Raw genomic sequence first — 23,919 nt, forward strand, 5'->3', positions numbered from 1 at the left:
AGGACAAAGCCAAATTGTTAACTAAACAACGGCTATTTGTGGTCGCCCCTAATTTTGGCATACTCAATACTCTATTAAGGAGAGCTTATTGGCATCGCTCCTGTTAAGGGCTGTTTAATCTTACTGAGTTTATTATGAGTCAAGACCAACAAGATCAATATTGGATGCGCCACGCTATAGCCTTAGCAGCAAAAGCCGAAGCGGAAAACGAAGTGCCTGTTGGCGCCGTCGTGGTTTATCAAAACCGCTGTATAGGAGAGGGCTGGAACCGAGCTATTGGTCACCATGATGCCACCGCCCATGCTGAAATTATGGCGCTGCGCCAAGCAGGATTAACACTGAGTAATTATCGTCTATTAGACTGTACTCTTTATGTCACATTAGAGCCGTGTATTATGTGCAGTGGTGCGTTAATTCATAGTCGTATTGCGCGTCTGGTATATGGCGCTGCTGATGCAAAAACCGGTGCGGTGGACTCAAATTTGCAAGTATTGGCGCTACCCAGTATTAACCATAAAATACACTGGCAGGCAGGCGTGCTTAATAGTGTATGCAGTGAGCAGCTCAGTAATTTTTTTAAGCGCCGACGTGCTGAGCATAAAGCCGCCCGTTTATTAGCTAAAGCTGGGCCAGTTTCGCCCCATTCAAACTAGATAAGGCTAAAAGATTGAGTTAAGTAAACACTACTCACCTTAATCCCTAGGCCGGCTCCTTATAAAAACCCTTTAATGTTCACTTGCTTATTTATTACACATACTAGATATTGCTGATGTTGCGTTGCACAATTTTGCACATATAGGCTGTTTGCGATTGGCTTTCTTAGCTAGGCTTTAGTTTTTTTTGCAGCGCAAGGCAATCTTAGCAGCATTCGCTGTGGTTGGAATAAGCGAGATTAAGCTGTAAATAAGTAGCTGAGAGGATATTGGTGCCCTTAACAGCGATGTCCTAAGAGAAGCTAAGCGCTGACTTAGTTATTAAGGATAGCCGCGAGTGTGGGCTACTAAATTAGCTAAGGTATTACTTTATAAGGTAAATAGCCCTGCTCTTACTAGGTGTATTTAGCAGCGGTATGTTAGAAACTGTCTCACCGAATTGACAATCTTGAGTTTGTAGTCAAATTGTTTTTTATTTTTTAATTTTTACATGTAGCTGATTTTTATAGGTTTTATCATAGTTTATGAGTATTTGTGCATATTTCTTATAAATTGCCTCACCCCTAATAGCAATTCATTTTTGCCTCTGACTACTCACAAGGGGTAAACTATGTAACCAAGCGATTAGGGTTAGTGATCGGTCTTAAACACACTACTGACAACTAGAATAGAAGAAGAAACATATGACGGAACGTACTCACCTCGGCACTCTACAAGTTGCTACCGTTCTTCATGATCTGGTAGTAAATGAAATTATCCCCGGCACTGGTGTTGAGCCAGCAGCATTTTGGTCAGGTATGGAACAAATCGTGAACGATTTAGCTCCTAAAAACCGCGCCTTGCTAGAAAAACGGGAATCGTTACAACATCAAATCGACCAATGGCACCACGCGAATGCGGGTGATGCATTTGATGCGGCCAAATATAAGCAGTTTTTAACCGATATCGGTTATTTATTACCTGCTGTAGAAGATTTTTCGGTATCCACCTCCAATGTTGACGCTGAATTAGCCACCCTTGCCGGTCCACAGTTAGTGGTACCAGTAAATAATGCTCGTTTCGCGCTTAACGCTGCAAATGCTCGTTGGGGCAGCTTGTATGATGCGCTTTATGGCAGCGATGCAATTGCTGAAACTGGCGGTGCTGAAAAAACTAAAGAATTTAATCCCATCCGTGCCGCTAAAGTGATTGCTTGGGGGCGTAACTTGCTCGACCAAGCCGCACCTTTAGCCAGCGGCAGTCACGCTGATGCCACTGCTTATAAAGTGGTTGATGGCGCGCTGCAAATTACTCTTGAAAACGGTGATGTTACTCACCTCGCTGATACCAGCAAATTTGTGGGCTATAAAGGCGACACCGCCGCACCAAGCTCAGTGCTACTGCGCAACAACGGCATTCACATTGAGCTGCAGTTTGATCCTAATAACCAAGTAGGAAAAACCGATAAAGCGGGCATTAAAGATTTAGTATTAGAAGCCGCCTTGTCCACCATTATGGACTGCGAAGACTCTATCGCTGCAGTAGATGCAGAAGATAAAGTGGGCGTATATCGCAACTGGCTAGGCCTAATGAAAGGGGATCTGACTGAGAAGATTCAAAAAGGCGGCAAGGAAATGGTTCGTAGTATGAACCCTGACCGCGAATATCTAAATCCTCAGGGCGAAGCCTTTAGCTTGCATGGTCGTAGCTTGTTATTTGTGCGCAACGTCGGTCACTTAATGACTAACGAAGCGGTGCTAGATAAAGATGGCAACGAAATACCAGAAGGTATTCTTGATGCCTTAGTGACTAGCTTAATCGCCATTCATGACTTAAAAGGTAACGGTAAATATCGCAACTCCCGTACAGGCAGTGTGTATATCGTTAAGCCTAAGATGCATGGACCTGAAGAGATCGCTTTTGCCTGTGAGCTGTTTGAGCGCACCGAGCAAGTGTTGGGCTTAGCCAAAAATACCTTGAAAGTGGGTATTATGGATGAAGAGCGCCGCACCAGTGCCAACTTAAAAGCCTGTATCGCACAAGCGAAAGAGCGTGCAGTCTTTATTAACACCGGTTTCCTTGACCGTACGGGTGATGAAATCCACACCAGTATGGAAGCAGGCCCCGTGGTTCGTAAAGGCAATATGCGCAAGCAACCTTGGATCAGCGCCTACGAAAATAATAACGTAGATGTGGGTCTGGCTGCCGGTCTGCAAGGCAAGGCACAAATTGGTAAAGGCATGTGGGCGATTCCAGATAAAATGGCTGAAATGCTAGAAACCAAGATAGTGCATCCGTTAGCCGGTGCTAATACTGCTTGGGTACCTTCACCTACTGCTGCTACTTTGCACGCTACGCATTATCACCAAGTTAACGTGCGTGAGCGGCAAGATGAGCTAAAGTCTCGTCAAACTGCCAGCTTAGATGCGTTGTTAACTATTCCTTTGTTGACCAAGGAAGAAAGAGCTAAGTTGACTGACGCAGAAATCCAAAATGAATTGGATAACAACGCGCAAGGCATCTTAGGCTATGTGGTGCGCTGGATTGACCAAGGTGTAGGTTGTTCTAAAGTGCCTGATATCAATGATGTAGGCCTAATGGAAGACCGTGCTACCTTGCGTATTTCCGCTCAGCATATTGCTAACTGGTTGCGCCATGGCATTTTAACTGATGAGCAAGTAATGGAGTCCATGAAACGCATGGCTGCTATTGTGGATCAGCAAAACGCCGGCGACCCTTTATATATTAATATGGCGCCTAACTTTGATGGCATTGCCTTCAAAGCTGCCTGTGATTTAGTATTTGAAGGACGTACTCAGCCAAGTGGTTATACTGAGCCGTTGCTACACGCCTATCGTCGCAAGCTAAAAGCCCAACAGGCCTAAACACTTGTTATAAGCAATAAGCGTGACGATAAAATCCCCAGCCTAGCTGGGGATTTTTTTTCACTGGCGTTTTACTGGCGCTCTGCGAGACACAAGTGATTAAAAACGCTTTATTTAATAGTGACCTTAGTCTCATGGGGCGCGGTTAAGGCTGATAATGTGGTACTGGCTCTGTTTTGTCGGAGTGATTACTGTCACTCTATTACTGGCACTTTCAAGTAGGGCGTTTTATTGACTGCGTAGACCATCACCCCTCCACTCATTGACTCGAATAGGGCTGGCATGCTTACACGTTTAGTTATCTCTCTTTCTGCACTCATTTTCAGTGTGTTCTTGATCATGGGTGGCAATACCTTTGTGATGACGCTGCTCGGCGTTAATTTAGGCTTAAAGGGCGTGGAGCCAACGCTCATTGGTAGCATTATGGTCTGCTACTCAGTGGGATTTGTCTTGGGCTCTCTCTATGGCCCAAAAGTGATCAAGCGGGTAGGCCATATCCGCGCCTTTGCCGTATTTAGCGCTTTTTTAGCCGGCTCTACTTTAATTTTCCCGCTGACGGACAGTATTTTACTGTGGGCCTTACTGCGAGCCTTTGGTGGCATAGCGGTAGCGGGGTGTTTTATTGTTATTGAGAGCTGGTTTAGTGCGGTAGCCAGTAATGATAATCGCGCCACTTTGTTTTTTTCTTATCAAATTTGCACTTACTTAGCGGCGACGGCTGGCCAGCTATTAATTGGCTTTATCGACCCGGTCGCTTTTATTCCCTTTACCTTAGGCGCGATTGTTTTGATTGCCGCCTTGATCCCTTTATCGTTAAGCCGCATGGATGCGCCTACCATAGAACATACGGAGCGCATTAGTGTAAAAGCGATTGTTAAAGAAGCACCGGTGGGACTGTTCGCCGCTTTGTGTAGTGGCTTATTAATTAGTAGTTTTTATGCCATGGCCCCTGTGTATGCTATTCATGTGGGTTTGGCTGTGGATCAGCTGTCTTATTTCATGGCTGCCTCTGTGTTTGCTTTTATTATCTTTGCCCTACCGCTGGGGCGCTTATGCGATCGTCTCGACCGCAGTAAGATAATGGTGGCATTAAATATCTTAGTATTACTCAGTGCCTTAGGTGTAGTCTTTGTTGGCCCTTATCACTTAGGCTTTCTAATTGGTTTCTCAGCACTTTATATGGGCATGGTGGCGTCTATCTATCCTGTCGCTGTGGCCATTACTAATGACCGTATTGATGCTCAGCACATAGTGGCTGCCAGTACCACATTATTACTCAGCTACGGCTTAGGCAGTACTTTAGGGCCGCTTTACAGCTCCAGCATGATGAGTTGGTTTGGTGCACAAGGCCTATATTATGGTTGTGGTGGTATTGCTCTATTACTGGGTGTTTATACTTGGTTTTGGCGCTTGCGCTCGAAAGTGGTGGAAGTGGAAGATCAAGCCGAATATGTGCCTAGCTTAACGGAGACGGTGGGGGTGATCACCGAGCTAGATCCACGTAACGAAGAGTTTGTGGATGTACCACTAGAAGATATTTATCCTCATTTGGAGGCGGAAGAAATCGCCGAAGCACAAGCTAGTCAAATGGAGTTGGACTTACCCGAGCCAGAGCTTGAAGAGCATGAAGAAGAGTCCATTTTAGTACCTCATTGATTATTGACTTGAGCTAGCGCACAACTTTGGCTGTGACTCTGGCGCGCTAAGCTAAGTTTATCTATTGTTAGATAGCAACATAATTAAAGATACAGTACTGGCTTACTTTAAGTGCGAGTTACAAAGCAAAACGAGTGCGTTATTTTGAATATTAGTATCAAAAAAGTGCCCAATGACAGGCGCTAAATATGCTTTTATTTGTAATGAGGAGGCGAATATAATGGAATATAATGCAGTTGCACGCCCAGTTGCGCCACAGGTTGGCGCCCATCTTTCACCTCTTAGCTCCAGAGTGCTTACGGCTGAACCTTGTATGTGGAGTGCGGATGATACGTATCCAGCTGAGCTCCTTAACCAGTTACAACAACATGGTGAGCCGCTTGCAACGCCCATGTCCTTGGGCTTTGAGCAACGAATAATCTAGCTTTTTATAGACCTAAACCCAGCTGCTAATGTAGCTGGGTGGCGGTTTTTAGTGTCTGCCTTTTGTTACAGCCATTCCCCTTATCTTCAATCCCCGTTAAACTTGAGTCCTAAATCTGACACCCGTCATTGATTTGTCGCACTTTAGCTCAGCAGGAATCCGATGACATGATCCGAGTTGCCATTAATGGCTATGGTCGTATTGGCCGCAGTATATTGCGGGCTTATTATGAGCGTGGCCTTCAGTCACACATAAAAATCGTGGCGATTAACGAGTTAGCACAACCCGACGCTATGGCTCACTTAACTCGCTATGACTCCAGTCATGGGCGCTTTGGTGAGCAGGTTACTTTATTACCGGATGCCTTAGAAATAGCGGGTGATGTGATTCGCCTATGCCATGAAGCCGATCCTGCCAATCTGCCTTGGCGTGAGCTGGACGTAGACTTAGTGCTAGAGTGCACGGGGGTATTATCAAGTCGCGTCGATGCACAGCGCCATTTAGATGCCGGTGCAAAAAAGGTGCTATTTTCTCATCCCGGTGATAATGACTTGGATGCCACCATCGTTTATGGCGTTAACCATCAGCAGTTAACAGGCCAAGAGACCATGGTGTCTAATGCTTCTTGTACCACCAACTGTGTGGTGCCGGTGATAGAAACCTTGCATCGCGTGTTTAATATTAAATGTGGCAATATCACTACCATTCACTCGGCGATGAATGATCAGCAGGTGATTGACGCTTATCATCCGGATCTGCGCCGAACTCGCGCGGCCAGCCAATCGATTATCCCCGTAGATACCAAGCTTGCCAAAGGCGTGGAGCGAATTTTGCCGCATTTTGCCGGAAAATTTGAGGCCATTGCGGTGCGCGTTCCCACTATTAATGTCACCGCTATGGATTTAAGTATCTTGGTAGAGCACAAGGCTACGGTAGAGGCGGTTAACCAAGTTTTGCGCGACGCCGCTCATGGCTCATTAGCCGGTATTTTAGGTTATACCGAAGAGCCCTTGGTCTCGGTCGATTTTAATCATGACGCCCATTCCTCAATTATCGATGGGACTCAAACTCGTGTCAGTGACGCTAACTTAATCAAGATGTTGATGTGGTGCGATAATGAATGGGGTTTTGCTAATCGTATGCTAGATACTTCTTTGGCTTGGTTTCAGCCCGCAACCCGCGCCTAATTTCTTAACTCATTTAAACCTTAACTGCTTAATAAGGACGCTTTGATGTCTGTAAAAAATATGACTGAGCTCGACTTGGCTAACCAACGAGTATTGATCCGTGCTGACTTAAATGTGCCAGTGAAAGAGGGCAAAGTAACCTCAGATGCACGAATTTTAGCTTCTTTACCCACCATTAAGATGGCACTCGCCCAAGGGGCCAAGGTCATGGTGACTTCACATTTAGGTCGCCCCACTGAAGGTGAGTACGATGCTGAGTTTTCATTACAACCGGTGGTGGATTACTTACAAAAAGCACTCACGGTGCCGGTGCGCTTAGCCACTGATTACCTCGATGGCTTAGCGCTGGCTGAAAATGAAGTAGTAGTATTAGAAAACGTGCGTTTTAACGTCGGTGAGAAACAAGACGATGAGACATTGGCGCGCCAATACGCCAATTTATGCGATGTGTTTGTAATGGACGCCTTTGGCACGGCACACCGTGCTCAAGCCTCTACCCACGGCGTGGCTAAATTTGCTGCTACTGCTTGTGCGGGGCCTTTATTATCGGCTGAGCTTTCGGCGCTGGCTAAGGCATTAGACAACCCAGCGCGCCCGTTAGTGGCCGTGGTAGGGGGCTCTAAAGTCTCAACTAAGCTGACTGTGTTAGAATCACTGTCTAACATTGCCGATCACTTAATTGTAGGTGGCGGCATTTCTAACACTTTTGTGGCGGCAGCTGGGCATAATGTGGGTAAGTCTTTACATGAACAAGACCTAATACCCGAAGCACAGCGCTTAATGGCAAAGTGTGCCATTGCCCTGCCTAGCGATGTACGCACCGCGACCGAATTTTCTGACAGCGCGCAAGCCACAGTTAAAAATGTGTCTGAAGTACAAGATAACGAACAAATTTTAGACTTAGGTGATGAGTCAGCCTATGCCTTGGCAGAAGTATTAAAAAATGCCAAAACCATTATTTGGAATGGTCCGGTAGGGGTATTTGAATTTGAAAACTTTCGCCGTGGTACCGAAATCATTGCCCAGGCGATTGCTGATAGTGATGCCTTTTCTATTGCCGGCGGTGGCGATACCTTAGCGGCCATTGACTTATTCGGTATTAAAGAAAAAATCTCTTATATTTCTACCGGTGGCGGCGCCTTTTTAGAATTTGTTGAAGGTAAAACTCTGCCAGCGGTCGCCATGCTAGAGCAAAGAGCAAACGGTTAATCTTATAAAAATTTATTTCGGTGGCATCGCCACCGTTGGTGTTTTAGAGAGGAGCAAGTAATGTCTCAGAAAATATTAGATGTAGTTAAACCTGGTGTCGTGTGCGGCCATGATATGCAAAAAATCTTTGCCATTGCTAAAGAGCAAGAGTTTGCTTTGCCTGCAGTAAACGTAGTGGGCAGTGACTCGGTAAACGCCGTATTAGAAGCTGCGGCTAAAGTCAAAGCGCCGGTAGTTATCCAATTTTCTAATGGCGGTGCTGCTTTTTTTGCGGGTAAAGGCTTAAAGCTAGAAGGTCAAGAGGCGGCGATTTTAGGCGCTATTTCAGGTGCCCATCATGTTCATGCGGTAGCTGAAGCTTATGGCATCCCCGTTATTTTGCACACCGATCACGCGGCTAAAAAGTTGCTGCCTTGGATTGATGGCTTATTAGAGGCAGGTGAAAAGCATTATGCCCAAACGGGTAAACCTTTATTTAGCTCACACATGATCGATCTTTCTGAAGAGAGCTTAGAAGAAAATATCGAAATTTGTGGCCAGTATTTAGCGCGCATGAGCAAAATCGGTATGACGCTCGAAATTGAGCTAGGTTGTACGGGTGGCGAAGAAGACGGCGTAGACAACACCGGCATGGACAGCTCTTTATTGTATACCCAGCCTGAAGATGTGGCGTATGCCTATGAGAAGCTGAGCGCTATTAGCGATATGTTTACCATAGCGGCCTCTTTTGGCAACGTACACGGTGTTTATAAGCCGGGTAACGTGAAGCTAACGCCTAAAATTTTAGATAATTCACAAAAGTATGTGTCTGAAAAATTTGGCTTACCTGCTAAGTCTCTAGACTTTGTATTTCACGGCGGCTCAGGCTCGTCAGCTGAGGAAATTAAAGAGTCTATTGGCTATGGCGTGATCAAAATGAACATTGATACTGACACCCAATGGGCCACTTGGGTGGGAGTGATGGATTACTACAAAGCTAAGCAAGATTATTTGCAAGCGCAAATTGGTAACCCAGAAGGCGACGATAAGCCGAATAAAAAATACTATGATCCACGCGTTTGGTTACGCGAAGGGCAAAACAAGATGATAGCGCGCTTAGAGCAGGCATTTAGTGAATTAAATGCGATTAATGTACTTTAATTAACTTTTATGATTAAAAATACCGGCGTTAAGCCGGTATTTTTTTATCTAAAATAAATAGAACGTTTCTATTAAATAGAATGATCGCGGCTGTTAAGGGTGGCGTACTGTCGATTAATGCTAATAGATGTCCTTGAGTCTTACCGTTATTATAATAGTGAGCGATAAAAAATTAATAATAATAGTGACGGGAGAAAAAGCCATGGAACAAGTACGAGCAACGGTAACCGAGCTAACAGGTAATGCCTACCTAATACGTGAAGATGGTGAGAAAGTAGCCTTGCAAGAAGGTGATGAGCTTTTATCCGGCACTATTATTATGACTGAGGCTAACTCGCAAGTAATAGCAGAAGGTCCTGATTTTCGCTTAACCTTGCCTGAAGACAGCATGACAGAAATCCCGAGCGAGCCTTTAACGGAGTCTGCTGATAATGCGCCTGCGGTGCTCGATGCCGGTGGTGATGAAATTGCTGCGCTGCAAGCGGCCATTTTAGAAGGTCTTGACCCGACCCAAGCGTTTGAAGCGGCTGCCGCAGGTATTCCGGGAGCGGGCGCCTTGCCAGCAGGCCCTGATGGTGAGGGCAGTGGCAATGGCGGTTTTGTTACCATTGCCAGAATAGGCGATGAGAGAATTGCCGAAGCGGGCTTTGATACCGCTGTTACACCCTTAGCTTTTGATGACGTTCCGCAAATCCCGGGCGATATCTTATTAGCAGCTAATGCCCCTAGTGAAGATGGCTCACTACCTACACCCACACCCACACCTGATACAGGCGAACCTGCGCCAAATCCAGTTACTTTAACGCCCAATGTGACGATTAAGATTGGCTCAGCCACGCGTGGCGTGGCCAAGATTAATCATCAGTCAGTGGTTGAAGATAATGATGGCACTATTAGGGATACTGACGCGGGTTTTACTATTACGGGACGCAATAAAGAAAAAACCTCTTTTGAGCCTAATGATAGGCCTTCTATCTCGGTGGTATCACCCGGAGAAGCTACAGGCGTAGGCTATCCTACCGTGAGTGGTTTTGGCGTATCGGGTCAACCACTAGGTAAAGCAGATGCTGGGAAATCTGACACTTCTAGCCCAGAAGAAATAACGCCTGATCAAACATTAACTGTGACTTTTGATAATCCTGTCAGTGAGATGACGGCGCAATTTTCTTGGTTACGAGATTTCGAGTATGCAAAATATACCATCACCAAGGCGGATGGCAGCAAAGAAAAAGGCATGCTTCATGGTATTACCGATGTTGTTGATCCTCGTTTTACCATTAAAGCGGCAGATGGTTCGGCGATTAAAAGCATAGATTTTACGCCAGCAATACCGGGCGATACCTATGATGGTAAAACCGTTAAACAAATCGAAGATTACCGCAGTGATTTTTTAATTCATGAAATCACTTTTAAAACTGCCGACTATGACTATGAACTTAATATTAGTGCGGCACCTGGCCAAACTGATGGTTCAGAATCGATTACTAGTGTCGTACTTGCCGTGCCCGCTGGCGCTAGTTTATCTCATGGCACAAACATTCCAGGTACCGATAACTGGACGCTTCCATTAGTCAATGACGGTGATTATCAAGTTAATATCGGCGCCGATGGTAGTGTCACGATAACCGGTATCACCCTTACCATGCCTAACGATAACCCGCCTACCGTGGTAGTAACTGCGGTGGCGCAAGGGCAAGCAGTGAATGGCATTACGCCTCCTCCAGCATCTGCTACCAGTGATGATACAGCAGCAGCACTAGATAAAACCGTTGAAACCGGATTAACAATTACAAATTCTGCTATTGCATTAGAAGGCGATAATCTTGAGTTTGCGGTGGCGCTCGATGCTGCTGTCGATAGTGATACTGTTTTACACTTTAACTTTGTGAATGGCCAAAGCGAGGGCAAAGCAGGGTTAGCGGATATCGATACTCCGAGTATTACTATTAATGGTGTGGCTCATGGCCCGATAGTGGTACACGCCGATGGTAGCTATAGTGTCACCATACCTAAGGGGGTTACTGACGGTATTATTATCTCAGTGCCTACTATTAAAGATGGAATTTACGAAGGCGTAGAAGAATTAACGCTCAATGCCACTTTGAGTGGTGAGAATGCCAATGGCGCACAGCTGACGGGAAATCTAGATGCTACTAGTGCTGGCAATATTGTTGATGAGAAACAAGCCAGTATTAGCATAGATGTTATTGCCGGTGATGACGTAGTGAATTCTGTCGAAGCCGGTGCTGAGGTCATGATAACCGGGACTGTTGGCAAGGACGTTGAAGCGGGTGACACCGTGACCGTGGTAGTGGGCGGTACAACATATACTACTAAAGTGGAAAATGATGGTGTGACTTGGGGGGTAAGCGTATCAGGTACTGACTTGATGGAAGATTCTAAGGTTAATGCCACCGTGACTACTACTGACTATTTCGGTTCTAAAGAAGCCACGGCTGAACGCGTTTATACCGTAGACACAGAATCGCCCATCATTCAGAGTAAAGCTGCCAGTGGTTATGAGGATTTAGTCTCAGATATCACTAACCCTAATGAAACAAGTGAGATAGTTATTAATTTAGCAGCCTCTGATGCGGGAACGGGTCTAAAACATATTCTGATCACGAGTCTGCCCGACAATGGTGTGCTAGTTGTTAATGGTGAGCCTGTTAATCAAATTGAGGCTGGCGGTCTTATCGTTGGTCCTAACAGTCTAATCACCTTCGAGCCTAAGGAAGACTGGAGCGGCAATACTTCTTTTAATTATCAAGCGGTAGACAATGCAGGGAATACATCAGAGGCAACACAAGCTATTGATGTGTTACCAGTAACAGATAAGCCGGTGGTTGAAGTAACTTTAAACTCTTGGACCTTAACCCCTCAAACACAAACTATTGATATTAATAACGCTGTTAAAACTGGGCTAGGCTTTACAGTTAAGGCATACAATTCGGACGGAGTAGTCGGAGACATATCTCAGGTTGATTATGGCAGCGCTGCTAAAGGTGTTAATGGTTTTGGTGTTGCAGGTAAAGCCAAAGGTAATACGGGTGATGAAAGAGAAATTGCGTTTGGCGAAAGAATAGAAATCCTATTTAAGGAGCCAGTAACCAATTTGGCAATAAGGTTGTCTTGGTTACATAAAGTAGAGAAGGCAGAATATACGACCTACGATACCTCAGGTAATAAATTAAACACCTATACCGTGATAGGCAAAACCGATGTTATTGATGATGCGATAGTGATTGCTGCTGAGGGTGAGAATTATATTGGCCGAATAGACTTTACTTCTCCAAAAGAAAATATTTCTGGCGGTGATAATGACTATCTGATCCATGATATAGAATTTAGTACCTTAGGAAATAAAGTTTATCCTTTAGATATTGCAGCCTATCCTACAGACACAGATGGCTCAGAGAAGATTACTTCTATCGTCGTTAAGCTTGAAGAGGGCGTGCAACTTTCTCATGGTACACCAAGTGATACAGCGGACGATGAAGGTTTTTACAGTTGGGAACTGCCGCTTGCAGATAATAAGGACTACAAAGTAACGGTTGACGGACAAGGTAAAGTTAATATTGTAGGCGTCACTGTTATTACCACTGAAGTTAAGGGTGAGCCGACGGTTAAAGTCAGTGCAACGGTCCAAGATAGTGCTGGTGATAATTTGGGCGAGATAGTGACTTCTGACGAAGTAATTATTTCTTCAAATACTCAACCCGCGCCAGTGTCACTCTTGTTTGATGAAGATGAAATGCTTTTTACTCACTCCATCGATGAGGAGTCTGCTTCTCAGCCAGAAGCGGTAAGTTTTATTAATAATGTTGAGTTTAATGAAATTGATTTCAGTGATATTTGGCTTGACGTAAATGATGTTCTAGATGAGTACTTACCGGCTGCAGAGCAAGCGCAGAACAATTCGTTGTTAGTCGCAAGCAGTAATGGTAGTGCTGAGTTGAGCGCTCCTATGGCAGAGATGAACCACAGTGCAGACATCTTGGAGCAAATATTAACAGCAGAGTTACTTAATCCCACACCTTAATGGTTAGTTTGTCGCGTAAAGAGTATTTAAGCTTTTAAATACAGCAAAAAGCACTGTTAATTGCTAGCAGTGCTTTTTTAATAGCTGATGTTTAATATAAAATGCTAAAAATATAAATTTAAGTAGCTTATTGCGACACAAAAGCGAGTTGGGGTTGTAAGTGTGGCTAATACAGCCTAATTTTGCAGATGCTGTAATAAAATATCGCTATGCCATGATATATCGCTACTTAATTAGTGACTATTAGGTACAATGTGGTTAAAGGAATAGCTTCATTTGATACTAACAAGGGCAGACGCACATGAAGGAAGCACAGTCGGGGCTAGATCCCTTGCTGCAAAGCTTGGTTTTTTTAACTAAATTTTACGGTCATCCCTATCAAGGTGAAGCCTTAATTAATGGCTTGCCTTTAGCTGACGGTAAATTAACGCCATTATTATTTTCTCGCGCTGCCGAGCGTGCCGAGCTTTCTGCTCATCATGCTGATTATGCCCTAGCAGATATTTCAGACTTATTACTACCTTGCATATTATTATTTAATGATGGCAGTGCAGGTGTGTTATTAGAAATAGATGCTAAGCAACAACGTGCTCGCCTGCTATTGCCCACCACAGGTGAGGGTGAGCAATGGTTAGCGCTAGATAAATTAGCGCCCAGCTTTAGCGGCCATGTTATTTTTACTAAGCCTAAATTTCGCTACGATGCCCGCTCGCCTAAGGTATTAAAAACTCAGGAAGGGCATTGGTTTTGGGGCACCTTGCGTGGCTCTACCTACATCTATCGCGACGTCTTAATTGGCTCTTTGCTAATTAACTTATTTGCGCTCACCACCCCGCTATTTACGATGAACGTCTATGACAAAATCGTCCCCAATTTAGCTTTTGACTCCTTATGGGTGCTGGCCATTGGCGCCACTATCGTTTTTATTTTTGACTTTATATTACGCATGCTCCGCAGTCATTTTATTGATATAGCGGGTAAAAAAGCCGATGTATTATTATCGGCACAAATATTTTCTAAAGTCATGGGCATGCGCATGGAAGCGCGTCCACCCTCGACCGGAGCCTTTGCTAAACATTTACAAGAATTTGAGTCAGTCAGAGATTTTCTTACTTCTGCAACTGTGACCACGTTAGTGGATATCCCCTTTGCCATCCTGTTTCTGTTTATTATTTGGGTATTTGCGGGCGCCATGGTGTGGGTGCCAATTATGGCTATTTTGTTATTACTACTAGTGAGCCTAGCGGTACAAGGGCAATTGAGACGCAGTATTGAAGAGGGCTCACGATTAGCCTCCCAAAAAAATGCCAATTTAGTAGAAGGAATCGCCGGATTAGAAACCATTAAGTTATTTGGTGCACAAGGCACCTTTCAGCATCGGTGGGAGCAAGCGGTTAGTCATATCGCGCAGTGGGGCATGAAGACGCGCCGTATTACCAATTCCGTATCAACGCTTGCAGCGGTCACCATGCAGTTTTCTACGATCGCGTTAATTATTCTCGGTGTCTATTTAATTGCTGCCGGAGACTTATCGATGGGCGGCTTAATTGCGGCGGTCATGTTAAGTGGTCGCGCGATTAGCCCCATAGTGCAAGTCGCTGTGTTATCCACCCGTTATAATCAAGCGCGCTCGGCCATGACTATTTTAGAAGAAATTATGGCTTCTCCTGAAGAGCACGCCGTGGGGCGGCGCTTTGTGCATCACCCTCACTTTAAAGGCGATATTTTATTTACCGACTTAAGTTTTCGCTACCCCCATACCGAACATGATGTGCTAACGAATATTAACCTTAATATTAAAGCCGGTGAAAAAGTCGCCATTATTGGCCGTATTGGCTCAGGGAAAACTACCCTAGAGCGATTAATGGTGGGTTTATATCGGCCCACAGGTGGCAGCTTGCGCATTGATGGCATCGATATCGAACAATTACAGCCAGCCGCACTGCGCGCTAATATTGGCTGTGTGCCACAAGATGTAACGCTTTTTTATGGCTCTATTCGCGATAATATCGTTATTGCTAATCCACTCGCAGATGAAAACCAAGTATTAAGAGCGGCACAACGCGCTGGAGTCACTTTATTCACTAACCAAGATCCAAATGGCTTAGATAAACAAGTGGGTGAAGGAGGGCGACAATTATCGGGCGGACAGCGCCAAGCCATTGCCATTGCTAGGGCGCTGCTTAATGAACCCGCAGTCTTGATGTTTGATGAGCCCACTTCCAATATGGATAACCGCTCTGAGCTTTATATTAAAGAAGAGTTACTGAAATTATCGGCTAAACAAACCTTATTATTAGTAACTCATCGCACTTCCATGTTGGAGGTGGTAGATAGAGTTATTGTACTAGAGCAAGGGAAAATAGTGGCCGATGGCCCTAAAGGCCAAGTATTACAACAATTAAAAGTAGGTAAAGTGCGGGTTCAGGAGGCATCTAATGGCTAAAAAAAAGGTAGCGCCTGAATTAATTGATTACACTAACGATACCGCCGCCGCCGTGTTGTTAACTACGCCTAAAGCCGGCAAAGCGCTGTTATGGGCCATTTTTGTGTTTGTGTTGGTGGCGATCATTTGGGCTTGGTTTGCTGAATTAGAAGAAGTCACCTCTGGCATGGGTAAAGTTATTCCCTCTAGCCAAATACAAGTGGTTTCTAACTTAGAAGGTGGCATTGTTCGCAGTCTCTATGTGCGTGAAGGTCAGCATGTTGAAAAAGGCCAAGAGTTATTATTAATTGATGACACGCGGTTTTTATCAGACTTACGCGAGCGAGAGCAAGAAATAGCGGGCTTACAAGGGGATGTGCGCCGCTTAAAAACAGAAGTAGCCTCTATAACTATTAGTGATGAGCCTAATTTAGCGTGGCGAGAAAGAGTAAAAGTAACCTTAGGTATCTTAGACTTTCCGGAAGGCTTTCAAGAAAAATATCCAGGCCAGCCGGAATTTCAAAGCTCATTGTATGCGGAGCGTATTAGTTTTATTAATAACCAATTAGCGATATTTGGTAATCAGATAGAACAACGTGAACAAGAAATTATTGAAACCAATTCTAAAATAAAAACCTTACAACGTGGTACGGCGTTGGCGGCACAAGAAGTGAATATGAGCCGTCCTTTAGCCAAAGAGGGCATAGTGCCGCAAGTGGAGATATTGCGACTTGAGCGTCAATTAAACCAAATGCAAGGCGAATTAGAGTCTACTCGGCTAATGTTACCTAAGCTGGATGCCTCATTAAGAGAAAATATTTTTAAACGTAAAGAAGTTGCCCTCACCTTTCGCTCCGATGCCCAGCGCGAGCTTAATGAAAAGCGAAATCGCTTGATGCAATTACAACAAGGTGAAGTAGGATTACAAGATAAAGTAAGACGAACCTCGGTTATTTCTCCGGTTAAAGGGATTATTAAAACACTGAGTGTTAATACGGTAGGCGGTATAGTTCAGCCAGGAATGGACTTAGTAGAAATTGTTCCCCTAGAAGATACGTTATTGATTGAAGCGCGGGTGGAGCCAAAAGACATTGGCTTTTTGCGTCCCGGCTTACCGGCATTAGTTAAATTTACCGCTTATGACTTTACTATTTATGGTGGTCTGGTGGGAGAAGTAGAAAAGATCAGTGCTGACTCGATTCAAGATGATAAAGGCAATACTTTTTTTATTGCCACTGTGCGAACTCAGGAAAGCTTTTTAGGCAGTGAAGACGCCCCTTTGCGAATAATGTCAGGGATGCAAGCGGGAGTAGATGTTATTACGGGTAAAAAAACTGTATTAGATTATCTTCTTAAGCCGTTATTAAGAGCAAAACAAGGCGCTTTACGAGAGCGTTAATTAAACAGGGAGTATAACAATGAAAAAAAGCACAATTTCAATACTAATTGGGGCGGCACTGATATTACCAGTACAGGCTCAAACGCTAGAAGAAGCGGTAACTAAAACCTTAATGACCCATCCTAAGGTAAAAGAAGCGTTTCATTTGTACCAAGTTCGCCAATATGAAAACGATGAGGCGCGCGCGGGTTATTATCCTACCTTAGATGCCAATGCGGGTATTGGTTATGAATATACCAGTAGCCCCTCTACACGAGTACCAAATGGTGACTCAGAAGAGTTAACGCGTCGTGAGTTAGGTTTATCTTTGCGCCAGCTTATTTTTGATGGTTTTAAAACCTCGAGTAATGTTGCTCGTACCGATGCCGAAGCGCAGGCGCAGCGTTTTGCGTTGTTATCTAACGCGGAAAACATTGCGCTAAGAGTGGCGGAAGTTTATTTAAATGTGTTGCGTAATGATGAAATTGTGGAGTTATCTCGGCGTAATCTAGAAACCCATGAGCAAATATCCTCCGATATTCGCCGGCGCACCGACTCGGGCGTAGGTTCAACGGCCGACTTTAACCAAATACAAGGCCGAGTGGCTCGTGCATATTCTAATATGACGGCGGCTGAAAATAATTTACGTGATGCTCAAAGCCAATTTATTACGTTGGTGAACGAAGTGCCGAGCGATTTGCGCCAACCCAAAGCCGATGCCAATTTTATTCCTGCCACCTTAGATGATGCTCTGGCTAAGGCAAATGAAAACCACCCTATTTTAACCTCTGCCGCTTTTGATGTAGATGCTGCTCATCAGCAGCACAGAGATGCAAAGTCGGGCTTCTACCCTAAAGTGCATGTAGAGCTTGGCAGCAACTGGGACGATAATATTGATGGCGTGCGCGGCCATAATAATGATTATTCGGCCATGGTTCGTATGCGTTATAACTTATTTAGTGGTGGGGCAGATGTGGCACGCAGTCGCTCAACTTCGGCACTAGAGATGCAAGCTAAAGATATTAATATGAATGCCTATCGTGAAGTCGATGAAGGAATGCGCTTAGCATGGGCCGCCTATGAATCCTTAGGTAAGCAAAAAGACTTTCTGCGCGAGCACGTAGAGTCGAGCTTTAGCACAGTAGATGCCTATAAGAAGCAGTTTTCTTTAGGGGATCGTACTTTATTGGACGTGCTAAATACCGAAAATGAATTATTTGAAGCTCGTCGTTCTTATATTGATGCAGAATATGATCAACTGGCCGCCGAATACCGAATTATGAATGCCTCCGGTCAATTGCTGGATGCACTGCGTTTCACACGTCCTGAACAGTGGTAAATAATTGCTTTATTAATGGAGAGATAAAATGAAAATATGGATGATGTTGGCTTTATTATTACCACTGACGGCCTGTAGCTTAACCAGTGAGTCATTTAAAGAAACGCCGGCCGCTTATGATCTAACGGATCAAGACAGAGATGGGGTGATCACGGCGCGAGATAATTGCCTAGACTCAGTTGCGAATGCTGAAGTTGATAATGACGGTTGTGGTGATGCGTCAACCGTTACGCTAAATCAAGATATCATCGTATTATTTGCTCATGATAGCGCGGTGATCTCTGCTCAGTATCAAAGCGAGATCTCGCACATGGCAAACTTTATGAACGACAACCCTAAGCTAAAGCTTTTGTTAGAAGGACATGCTAGCCAAGTGGGGACTCAAGAATATAACTTAGCTTTGTCTAAGCGCCGCGCTGAAGCAGTTAAAAATGCTTTAATAAAAGCGGGAGTCAGTGAAGCGCGTTTAGAAGTCATTGGCTATGGCAGCACACAACCGGTATTGATGGCAGCTGGTGAAAATGCGGCTGCAGCCAATCGTCGGGTAGTGGGCGCTTTGGCGACCCAACAGCATTCGGTGGGCTTGCGCTGGAATGTGTATGACATGGGACAGACTAAAGACTAATGAAAAAAATCTTATCTTTTGTTAGCGGTATTTTGCTGGCGGCCTTAGTACTGGGCGTAGCAGCACAATCTTTGCTAGAAGAAGATAAGCGCATGATAGCAGCGGTGCAGCAATATTATGGTGCTACCGCTGCTAAACGTACGCAAAGCTGGCGCTCTATGGTGAATAACATTCAGTCTCAGACCGTCAGTGAGCGTGAGATTTTATCGCGAGTAAATATTTTTTTTAATCGACTACGATTTATTGATGACATTAAATTGTGGGGAAAAGAAGATTACTGGGCGACGCCGTTAGAGTTTTTAGGCGCCGGCGGCGGCGATTGCGAAGACTTTAGCTTAGCCAAATATTTTACTTTACGTGAATTGGGCATTGCAGATGACAAGTTACGTATGGTGTATGTTAAAGCACTGACTTTAAACCAATTTCATATGGTAGTGGCGTATTACCCAACACCCGCTGCAGTCCCTTATATTTTAGATAATTTAGAAGGCTCGATTCGCCTAGCAACAGAGCGCAGCGATTTGGCGCCAATTTACAGTTTCAATGGCCAACATCTTTGGCTAATGCGCGAACGAGGTCGAGGTGAGCTGGCAGGGAAAGCATCTCGGTTGTCACTTTGGAATGATTTACGTGGTCGTTGGGATGTTAATCGACTACAGAAACCTCGCATCAACTTGGATCGTTAATTATGACTCTATACCGACAACTCGTCGTTACCATGTTGTTATTGTTTGTGCTGTTATTTGTCACCGCCTATTCGGTGCAATTTAGCTCCACGAGAAGCTATTTGGCTCAGCAACAAGAAACCACTGTCATTAATACGGTGACCTCTTTGGGCTTGGCGCTAACGCCGTATTTAGAAACGAGCGATATTGTCGGCGCAGAGTCGGTGATTAATGCGGTATTTGATGGTGGGTTTTATCGCAAAGTCGATCTTAAGCTATTAGCGGTAGATAAAGAGATCAGCCGTGAACATGAAATTTTTCTGCCGAGCGTGCCGCAATGGTTTATTGATTTAGACTTATTTGAAGGTGCGAAAAGTGAAGTGGTGCTCACGTCGGGTTGGCTGCAGTTAGGTGAGTTGTCAGTTGAAGGACACCCCAGCCAAGCGTATTACCAGTTATGGCAAGGCATGAGCCAGTTAGCATTTTGGTTTGTGATGTGTTTTGTACTGGTGTGGGCGCTATTAGTACTAGCAATGCGCTATTTACTAAAGCCACTGCATGATATTGAACATCATGCCCGAGAGATTGAACAGCATCATTTTGGTAAAGCAATAGCGCTACCCAGCACTCGCGAGCTAAGAGAAGTGGTGAAAGCCATTAACTCGATGAGCCAAAAACTTGAGCTGCAATTTAAAGAACAAGCCGATGAAGCCGAACGCTTACGCCATAAAACTTTTATCGATGAAGTGTCGGGATTAGGAAACAGAGAGTATTTTTTATCGCAAAGCCAGTCTTGGCTTAGTGAGCATCGCCAAGGCACCATAATGTTGGTGGCCGTGGATATGTTAGAGCAATTGTATCTAGAAGAAGGTTTTGCGGCGCGTGATAGCTTGGTCAAAGCCATAGCTTTGAATTTACGCCAACTTTGCCAGCGTTATAACGATTTTGCCTTATCTCGGATTTCTACTAACGAGTTTGCGCTTTTGCTTCCTGAGTTTGAGCCCACCGTGTTAACTGCGTTAGGCGAGGAGATAAATCGCTTTATTGCGGGGCTGGTGATTAACCCAGTCAGCCCGCACAATATATCCATTATTGGTGCTGGTGTATTACAACAGCAAGACACGATTGGCCAAGTGCTTACGCGCGCCGATAATGCGCTTAACCAAGCTCGCATGAATGCTGAAGGGGCGGTGGTAATTAAGCATCAGCCACAAAAGAACGACTTAGGCAGACTGGCGTGGAAGAAGCTGGTTGAGCACGCATTAGTAGAAGATAATTTTAAGCTAAGCAGTCAAGCGGTAATGGATTTTGCCGGTCATGTGCAGCATGAAGAGCTCTATATTGCAATTAATCAAGAAGATGCGGTGCATGGTGCTGGCAGTTTCTTATCGGTGGTTGAACAATTTAAGTTAGGTGAAAAACTCGACTTACATATTATTGAGCGCGCACTTCGCTATCTTAGTGACAACAGCCAAGTAAAATTAGCCGTGAACCTCACCGCTTATAGTTGTGGGCAAGCCAGCTTTTGGCATCAGCTAGACTTATTGCTGGCCAAGTACGCGTCAGCGGCTTCGCAGTTGCTATTAGAGCTACCCGAAAGTGCTTTTGTCAGTAATAAACGAGCATTAATGACCCCGCTCAGTCAGCTTAGGGTAGGGTGGGGCATTGATCATTTTGGACGTCACTTTGATCTCTTAACTCAGTTTGGCGATCTGCGCCCCCATTACGTTAAGCTCGATCACGGCTACACTAGCCAAGTGGCGCTGCCTGATTATAACGATGCCTTCTTAGCGGCTGTGTGTCGTGCAGCACACAGCATGGGCGCACAAACCATTGCCACCCGAGTAGAAACCAAAGAACAAGTTAATGTGCTTAAAACGCTGTATGTTGATGCTTATCAAGGCTATATCAGCCCGCCTCATCGGCTTTAAAGGAACACAACTGTGATGCGTCTGCTTAATGAAGTTTATCAAGCAGGCGCTTATCGATGTGAGTTATTAAGCGACAATGGCTTTTTAGCTATTAAACATGAGTCGCTCTCTGTTTCGGGTTACTACATTGATTTAAACTAGACGAATAGAGTCTTCGCCTCTTACTTAAGATTTTCATATTAAGGTTTTTATGCGCATTATTACTGTTAGCTCTTTGTTAGTACCCTTGCTGTTTAGTAGCAGTGTGTGGGCGCTTGCTCTTCCTGATAAGCCTCATTTAGTCATTCAAGGACAATCAGAGATTAAGGTCGCGCCCGACATGGCCACTATTCGCTTAATGGTCACGGCGCTTAAGCCAGAAGCGCTCGCCGCTAAAGAAGAGGTAGATACTAAAGTTGCGGCTTTATTTAGCCAGCTGGCGGCGCTGGGCTTGACTAAAAAAGACATTGATAGTGCCAGTGTAATAACGCGGCCTGAATATCAATATAATAAGGATCAAGAAAGTCCAACTTTGGTCGGTTATCATGGCGAGCGCCATATTACGCTGCGCCTCTATGACCTCGATAAATTAAGCGCCACCCTCAACACCGTGTTAGAGCAAGGCATTCAGAATATTCAGCAAGTCAGCTATGACAGTCAGCAAGCGTCTGAGCTACAAAAGCAAGCGCGCAGCGCCGCCGTAATGAATGCCCGAACACAGGCTGAAGAATTAGCAGACGCCGCTCAACGCAAGCTGGGTGAAGTGTATAGCATTGATTATCAGCCCCAACGTCTCTCTTCTCCTCGCCCTTATGGCTTAATGAATGCAAAAATGGCCGATAGCGAACAACGAGATGCCAGTTATGTGCAAAATGACATTGAGTTTAGCGATCAAGTACAAATGGTATTTTTGCTCAATTAAACCTCTGGCATTTATCGCTAATCGCTAGCGCTGGCTGTCTTAAAAAGCCACGTGCGTTGAGTTTTTCTTGCAGGATGTGAGAGCGAGAAAAGAGGAGCGGGATTTTTAAAAATATGGATAGCAGAAAAAAGTGTGACTTTGCTAACATAAATTCCCACAGCCCCATGTTTTTGGTACTTTAAGTAGATACCCACGCAGCAGTTATAAAGGAATAGGTCATGGCTCACTACTCTTTAGATAAAGATAAAATCAAAATTCTATTGCTTGAAGGCGTGCACAAAGGTGCCGTTGAGATGTTTAAAAATGCCGGTTATAGCAACATCGACTATTTAAAGACCTCATTAACCGATGAAGAACTAAAAGAGCGCATTAAAGATGTGCATTTTGTTGGTTTACGCTCTCGTACTCAAATTACCGAGTCGGTATTAGATGTGGCAGAGAAGCTGGTCGCCATTGGTTGCTTTTGCATAGGCACCAACCAAGTTGACTTAGATGCAGCGGCTATTCGCGGTATCCCCGTGTTTAATGCGCCTTTCTCTAACACCCGTAGTGTAGCGGAGTTGGTGCTGGGTGAGATTTTATTATTATTCCGTGGTATTCCGGAGCGTAACGCGAAAGCGCACCGCGGTGAGTGGCAAAAAACGGCAACCCATGCTTTTGAAGCTCGTGGTAAACGCTTAGGTATTATCGGCTATGGCCATATTGGTATTCAGTTAAGCATTATTGCCGAAAGCATCGGTATGCAAGTGTCTTATTACGACATTGAAGCTAAATTATCCTTAGGTAATGCCACGCAGGTTTATAACTTGGAAGAGCTGCTAAGCCAGTCTGATGTTGTGTCTTTGCATGTGCCTGAAACGCCAGAAACTCAAAATATGTTTGGCGCCGCTGAGCTTGCCATGATGAAGCCTGGCTCTATTTTAATTAATGCTTCTCGCGGTACTGTGGTTGATATTGAAGCGTTAGCTGAGTCATTGCGCACTAAGCACTTAGCAGGCGCGGCCATTGACGTATTCCCAGTAGAGCCTAAGTCAAATGATGAAGAGTTTGTGTCACCCCTGCGCAACTTTGACAACGTGATCTTAACGCCACACATTGGCGGCTCTACTCAAGAAGCGCAAGAAAATATTGGCTATGAAGTGGCAGGCAAGCTGATTAAATACTCAGACAATGGCTCTACTTTATCTGCTGTTAACTTCCCAGAAGTGACGTTGCCAGAACATCCTGATACCAGCCGTTTGCTGCATATTCACCACAACAAGCCCGGTATTTTAAGCCAAATAGTGCAGGCATTCTCGGCCGAAAATATCAATATTGCCTCTCAGTATCTGCAAACGACTCCCACTATTGGTTATGTGGTTATTGAGGTGGAAACTGCACAAAGTGAGCAAGCACTTACTAAGCTTAAGAGCATTGAAGGTACCATTCGTGCTCGTATCGTGCATTAATAACTCAGCTTATTAAAAAGGGGCCTGTTGGC

General features: G+C 44.7%; 17 protein-coding genes. All 17 read left to right on the top strand.

The features are described from left to right. Window positions 1–134 precede the first annotated feature (134 nt). On the top strand, window positions 135–653 hold the full coding sequence (gene tadA / locus CBP12_RS01200; protein WP_086962177.1) for a tRNA adenosine(34) deaminase TadA: 519 nt from the start codon (window positions 135–137) through the stop codon (window positions 651–653). A gap of 683 nt (window positions 654–1,336) precedes the next feature. Further along, window positions 1,337–3,517: a malate synthase G gene (locus tag CBP12_RS01205; protein WP_086962179.1), complete on the top strand. Its 2,181-nt coding sequence runs from the start codon at window positions 1,337–1,339 to the stop codon at window positions 3,515–3,517. Window positions 3,518–3,799: 282 nt separating this feature from the next. After that, a complete protein-coding gene (locus CBP12_RS01210) occupies window positions 3,800–5,173 on the top strand; it encodes an MFS transporter (RefSeq protein WP_086962181.1) in 1,374 nt (457 codons plus the stop codon). A gap of 220 nt (window positions 5,174–5,393) precedes the next feature. After that, window positions 5,394–5,597, top strand: coding sequence for a hypothetical protein (locus tag CBP12_RS01215; RefSeq protein WP_157420023.1), 204 nt, complete (start codon window positions 5,394–5,396; stop codon window positions 5,595–5,597). Window positions 5,598–5,764: 167 nt separating this feature from the next. Further along, entirely contained in the window at window positions 5,765–6,784 is a 1,020-nt protein-coding gene (gene epd / locus CBP12_RS01220) for an erythrose-4-phosphate dehydrogenase (RefSeq protein ID WP_086962185.1), read from the top strand. Window positions 6,785–6,829: 45 nt separating this feature from the next. Further along, complete coding sequence (locus tag CBP12_RS01225) at window positions 6,830–7,993, top strand: phosphoglycerate kinase (RefSeq protein ID WP_086962187.1); 1,164 nt, start codon at window positions 6,830–6,832, stop codon at window positions 7,991–7,993. Between the two features lie 60 nt (window positions 7,994–8,053). Then, entirely contained in the window at window positions 8,054–9,133 is a 1,080-nt protein-coding gene (gene fbaA, locus CBP12_RS01230) for a class II fructose-bisphosphate aldolase (protein ID WP_086962189.1), read from the top strand. 202 nt (window positions 9,134–9,335) lie between these two features. Beyond that, window positions 9,336–13,175 (top strand): retention module-containing protein, encoded by a 3,840-nt coding sequence (locus CBP12_RS01235; protein WP_198341829.1) that lies wholly within the window; start codon window positions 9,336–9,338, stop codon window positions 13,173–13,175. A 301-nt stretch (window positions 13,176–13,476) separates the two neighbouring features. Continuing rightward, a complete protein-coding gene (locus CBP12_RS01240) occupies window positions 13,477–15,621 on the top strand; it encodes a type I secretion system permease/ATPase (protein ID WP_086962194.1) in 2,145 nt (714 codons plus the stop codon). Then, window positions 15,614–16,999 carry an HlyD family type I secretion periplasmic adaptor subunit gene (locus CBP12_RS01245; RefSeq protein ID WP_086962196.1) on the top strand — a complete coding sequence of 462 codons (1,386 nt, stop codon included), beginning with the start codon at window positions 15,614–15,616 and terminating at the stop codon, window positions 16,997–16,999. The genes CBP12_RS01240 and CBP12_RS01245 overlap by 8 nt, the downstream gene beginning before the upstream one ends. A gap of 19 nt (window positions 17,000–17,018) precedes the next feature. Continuing rightward, complete coding sequence (locus tag CBP12_RS01250; RefSeq protein WP_086962198.1) at window positions 17,019–18,317, top strand: TolC family outer membrane protein; 1,299 nt, start codon at window positions 17,019–17,021, stop codon at window positions 18,315–18,317. Window positions 18,318–18,345: 28 nt separating this feature from the next. Beyond that, the gene (locus tag CBP12_RS01255) at window positions 18,346–18,942 is read left to right on the top strand and encodes an OmpA family protein (protein WP_086962200.1); all 597 of its coding nucleotides are present in this window, start codon (window positions 18,346–18,348) and stop codon (window positions 18,940–18,942) included. Further along, window positions 18,942–19,628, top strand: coding sequence for a transglutaminase-like cysteine peptidase (locus CBP12_RS01260; protein WP_232455103.1), 687 nt, complete (start codon window positions 18,942–18,944; stop codon window positions 19,626–19,628). The genes CBP12_RS01255 and CBP12_RS01260 overlap by 1 nt, the downstream gene beginning before the upstream one ends. Before the next feature lie 2 nt (window positions 19,629–19,630). Beyond that, entirely contained in the window at window positions 19,631–21,538 is a 1,908-nt protein-coding gene (locus CBP12_RS01265; RefSeq protein ID WP_086962202.1) for an EAL domain-containing protein, read from the top strand. A gap of 12 nt (window positions 21,539–21,550) precedes the next feature. After that, the gene (locus tag CBP12_RS13805; protein ID WP_269765820.1) at window positions 21,551–21,679 is read left to right on the top strand and encodes a hypothetical protein; all 129 of its coding nucleotides are present in this window, start codon (window positions 21,551–21,553) and stop codon (window positions 21,677–21,679) included. 49 nt (window positions 21,680–21,728) lie between these two features. Beyond that, the gene (locus tag CBP12_RS01270) at window positions 21,729–22,439 is read left to right on the top strand and encodes an SIMPL domain-containing protein (protein WP_086962205.1); all 711 of its coding nucleotides are present in this window, start codon (window positions 21,729–21,731) and stop codon (window positions 22,437–22,439) included. Between the two features lie 218 nt (window positions 22,440–22,657). Next, complete coding sequence (gene serA, locus CBP12_RS01275) at window positions 22,658–23,887, top strand: phosphoglycerate dehydrogenase (protein ID WP_086962207.1); 1,230 nt, start codon at window positions 22,658–22,660, stop codon at window positions 23,885–23,887. Window positions 23,888–23,919: the final 32 nt, after the last annotated feature.

Source organism: Oceanisphaera avium (assembly GCF_002157875.1).
Lineage (GTDB): Bacteria > Pseudomonadota > Gammaproteobacteria > Enterobacterales > Aeromonadaceae > Oceanimonas > Oceanimonas avium.